This is a genomic window from Pantoea rwandensis (assembly GCF_002095475.1).
GTDB classification, from domain to species: Bacteria; Pseudomonadota; Gammaproteobacteria; order Enterobacterales; family Enterobacteriaceae; genus Pantoea; species Pantoea rwandensis.
On record NZ_MLFR01000062.1, the window covers coordinates 1 to 1,746 of the forward strand.

2 protein-coding genes and 1 pseudogene are annotated in these 1,746 nt (G+C 53.7%); 2 read left to right on the top strand and 1 reads right to left on the bottom strand.

Annotated features, from left to right (window positions below; genetic code table 11):
- Positions 1–444, bottom strand: a pseudogene (locus HA51_RS26755) (signal recognition particle-docking protein FtsY); the annotation flags it as partial.
- Between the two features lie 230 nt (positions 445–674).
- Between HA51_RS26755 and rsmD the strand changes: the two are divergent.
- Together rsmD and HA51_RS26765 are read left to right on the top strand one after the other, a co-directional pair.
- Complete coding sequence (rsmD, locus tag HA51_RS26760; protein WP_084938437.1) at positions 675–1,274, top strand: 16S rRNA (guanine(966)-N(2))-methyltransferase; 600 nt, start codon at positions 675–677, stop codon at positions 1,272–1,274.
- Complete coding sequence (locus HA51_RS26765) at positions 1,264–1,533, top strand: DUF1145 family protein (RefSeq protein ID WP_084938438.1); 270 nt, start codon at positions 1,264–1,266, stop codon at positions 1,531–1,533. Before rsmD ends, HA51_RS26765 begins: the two co-directional genes overlap by 11 nt.
- Positions 1,534–1,746 lie beyond the last annotated feature (213 nt).

Here is a 1,746-nt window from a genome sequence, read left to right on the forward strand (position 1 = left end):
CTCGATAGCCGATTCAACCGGTACTTCGATAACAGCCCGCTGCGGCTCGATAGCCGATTCAACCGGTGCTTCGATAACGGCTTGCTGCGGCTCGTTAGTCGGCTCAACAGGCGCGTCGATAACCAGCTCTTCCGCCTGCGGCTCTTCTTCAATTGGCGCCACTTCAGGATGCGTTTCCTGTTCTGGCAGCACCTCTTCTTCGATAGCCGTAATCGGCTCGACACCATGCTCTTCCGCATGCGTCTGTTGTGCTTCGGCAACCTGCTCAGTGACGGAAACGGTCTCTTCTGCCTGCGCTTCGGCGCTTGCTAATGCGCTCTCTTCAGCGATGGGCTCCTGCGCCACGTCGGTGGATTGCTGCTGCTCTTCCGCAGGCTGCTGCGTCTCTTCTTCTTTGCCAAAGCCTAGCCAGGAAAAAAAGCCGCGTTTTTTCTCTTTTGCCATTGTGTAACCACACTCCTCGATGGCTTATTCCCGGTTGCACGCTGTTCCCAGGGGATAAAAAATTCAATTTTTGACGCGCGAGCGGCGTAAAAATCAGGCAATTACGCGCGCCATATCAACTCAGTAGTCTAACACTTTCCAGCCAGCGCACCACAGCACCCTTTTTTACGTTTCTTCTACCTGCTGCGCCCGTTAAACTACGCAACAAATTATGACGAGTTGTGAGCGAAATGAGTAAATCCCCCCGCAACAGCGGCGCTGCTGGCCAAATCCGTATTATTGGCGGACAGTGGCGTGGCCGTAAATTACCGGTGCCAGACAGCGCGGGCCTACGCCCGACCACCGATCGCGTGCGTGAAACCCTGTTCAACTGGTTGGCGCCAGATATTCAGGAAGCGCGCTGCCTCGATTGCTTCGCCGGTAGCGGCGCGCTCGGGTTGGAGGCGCTGTCACGCTATGCTGCATCGGCAACGCTGCTTGAAATGGAGCGCTCGGTTGCTCAGCAGCTGTCGCAGAATCTGCAAACGCTGCGTGCGACACAGGGCAAAGTCGTGCAGACCAACACCTTGCAGTGGTTGAGCCAACCGGGTGAGCCGTTTGATGTGGTGTTTGTTGATCCGCCATTCCGTAAAGGACTGCTGTTAGAAACCCTGACGCTGCTGGAAAATAACGGCTGGCTGGCGGATAACGCGCTCGTTTATGTCGAAAGTGAAGTGGAGCATGGCACGCCTGTTGCACCCGCCAACTGGGATTTGTATCGCGAAAAGATTGCTGGCCAGGTGGCCTATCGCCTTTATCAACGCCAACAGGAGACGCACGATGTGGCTTAATCTGGGTCGTTTATTGATGATTTGCGTGTGGGCATTCCTGCTGTTGAATCTGGTGCATCCCTTCCCCACGCCGCTGCGTTACTTTGTTCACGTGGCGTTGTTCTTCATGGTGATCATGCACGGTTTGCAGTTGGTATTACTTCGCGCGACTCAACCAAAAGACGCACCCAAACTCAGTGGTGCGACGCAGGCAAAAATTTTCTTCTTTGGCGTGTTTGAATTGCTGGCATGGCAGAAAAAACATTATCCGAAAATGTAATTAAAGGGGCCGCATTAGCGTTAATACTGCTCACTTAAGCCAATGAGTGCGTATTTGAACCGGTACGCATGAATGCGTACCCTACGAAAACCACGTTGAACCCCATAGGGGCGCCATTTATGGCGACCGAAACAGTGCGCTGAACATTGCAGGTGCGCCATTTCTGACGTAATGCCGCTCACTTAAGCCAATGATTGTGAATTTGAATCGGTG